Below are 2569 nucleotides of genomic sequence, written 5' to 3' on the forward strand. Positions count from 1 at the left end.
AATTGTTCCGACTAGTGGACTGTTGTCTGTGGACAACAATGGATGAACGTAAATAGCGCTCTTTGCAAGAGATGGGATTATATTACTTGATGCATAAAAGTTGGAGTGTGTTATGCAAAAAAGTTGTTTGGGATTGATTCCGGGCGCCGTTTTGTCGGCTGCCCTAGGTGTTCACGCATACGCGGCGTCGGGTGATGCTTACACATGGCCCGGTTACCGCAGCGACCTGGATTACGATACGAAATCGAATCTGGGCGATATCCAGCCGCCGACCAAGTTCAACAACAATTGTTCGGGCGTTACCGGAAAGAAGGCCGGTAAATGGTGGGCGTTCTACTGGGGCAAGGATCGCGACAGCCGCATTACCGACGTGACGATTGATTCGATTCTCAAGAAGTACGATACTGACTTTGAGTATTTGTACAATGAGATGGGCTGGGCGCCGGATGCCCAGGCGCAAGAAGGCCAATACAGTGCCGTTTATTACTATGGCTCGGGTACATGTGCCGGTGGTGCAAAGGAAGACACGACGGGCGGTTGGCAGACATGGGTGGCTGGCTACACGGCCGTGGCAGCCTCGTTCTATCCGCTGTACAGTTTCAATACGAGTTGCCCTTACCACGATCGTGTGGCGCAGATGGATGCGATGATTCACGAGGGAATCCACTCGATGACGAACGGTTACCCCGGCGCAAAGGATGCGCACTGGTTTCAGGAAGCGGGTAACACATGGATTCAGCAGGATATGTTCAGTCACCGCGATGGTGTATACAGCGGTATGGGATTTTTGAATGCGGCGACGGTCATTGCGCCGTTCATGCCGATCGAATGCTATTCGGGCTGGCTCATTGACGGTACCTTCGGTGGCCCTGGCGGCGGTGCCGATGACGGTGGCGTGACCGGCAAGAATCAGCGTTACCTGCTGGGGGGCTCGCAGTACAGCAACATCTTCCCGACGTTTATCGGCACGTGGATTGGTACGGGGGCTGTTCGCTGGATTTACGGAAACGCTTACGGCAAGACCAAATACCTACTTGAAACCTACGGCCTCGACAAGGGGCTGGGCGATGCGGGCGTGCGCAGGCTCATTACCGAATTCCGCGCAAGGCTTGCGATGCTTGACATGAAAAAATGGTCCGGCGAAATCAGGAACCTGCTGAATCAGCATTTCGGAAGCGACACCTACTGGGAACAGGACATGTGGGACAACAACAGGAAAAGCTACACCTGGACCATGACGCCTTACCAGACAGTAACGGAAAGCAACGGCTACCTTGTACCGAATCAGGAAACGACTCCGGGATGGTCGGGCTCGAACGTGGTTCCGCTGAAAGTGCAAAACGGCGCTAAAGAGGTGACGGTGAGCTTCTACCCGAACGGCGCAAATTCCAATAACAAGAACATGAATTTCTTGCTGTGCTACCGCGCAACTGACGGTACACCTGTTTACAGCGAACCCATTACGGGCGAGGGCTCTGCGACGCTTCGCCTGGATAAGACGCCTTCTTCGACGAATGGCACGGCGATGGGTTTCGCGGTAATTGTGAATACCGATTACCAGTACACCGGCAACACGGGGATTCGCAAGTTGCATTACGATTATAAGTTGAAACTGGAAACGGGCGTGAGTGGCGCAGGGGCTGCAAACGTCAAGTACTACAACGACTTCAAATTGGATTACAAGTGGCCAGAAATCGGCGAAACCCCGGTTGCGTCCAGTAGCTCTGTAGCTTCGAGTAGCTCTGTCGCGCCTGCAAGTTCTAGCAGCGTGCCGGCATCCAGCAGCTCCGAAAAGGTTGTCTCGGACGATGCCACGACATACACAATCACGGTGACGTTGCCGATTGACGATAACTATGCGACGGTTGCGGCAAAATTTGATGTAAACGAAATCGCGCAAAAGCTTGGACTTACTGCGTCGACTCTTTCCCAGGCGACCTTCTTTGCCCAGGAAAGCGACGGCAACATGGTGACCAACAGCACCGCCACCGCTCCGGGACACTGGTTCGGTAAAGACGGCAAGGTGGTGGAATGGGGTGAGTCCGCCTACGTGTTCAGCGAAGCCGACTTGTCGAAGGGAACGCTTGCCGTCGGACATTATCCGAACCGCGTGAAGGACGGCGAAAAGTACAGCTTTACGCAGGGGCTTTCGTACAACGGAAAGTCGGTGCTGTTCAAGGTAAATGTGACTATCACCAACGAAAAGGGGAGTGGCGAGGCGACAACGGCGTTGATGTATGGACTCGAGGGGCTTTCGAATCATGTCGACCTTGCGCTTCGTCGCGGACAGATCGAGGTTCGCTACACGCTTCCGCTGCGTGACAATGTAAAAATCAGCCTGTTTACGGGATTTGGTGCTTTAATTGCCCAAGAAATGGTTGGCGTGCAGAATGCCGGTGCGCATACGTTTGCGTTTGATATGAATGGCTTGCCTATGGCGTCCTATATCGTGAAGGTGACGACCGGCAGTTACCGCGAGGCGAAATCGATAAGCATTTTCCGATAAATCGATGATACCAAACAAAGGCGCCCCGGCGAATGCCGGGGCGCTCTTGTCTTGAGAAACGGC

The 2569-nt window shown here is 53.7% G+C and carries 1 protein-coding gene; it reads left to right on the top strand.

Going from position 1 to position 2569, the window contains the following annotated elements:
* The first annotated feature begins 112 nt into the window (after positions 1-112).
* The gene (locus tag Q0628_RS10170) at positions 113-2506 is read left to right on the top strand and encodes a DUF4859 domain-containing protein (RefSeq protein WP_298770692.1); all 2394 of its coding nucleotides are present in this window, start codon (positions 113-115) and stop codon (positions 2504-2506) included.
* Positions 2507-2569: the final 63 nt, after the last annotated feature.

Source organism: uncultured Fibrobacter sp., assembly GCF_937877005.1.
Taxonomy (GTDB): Bacteria; Fibrobacterota; Fibrobacteria; order Fibrobacterales; family Fibrobacteraceae; genus Fibrobacter.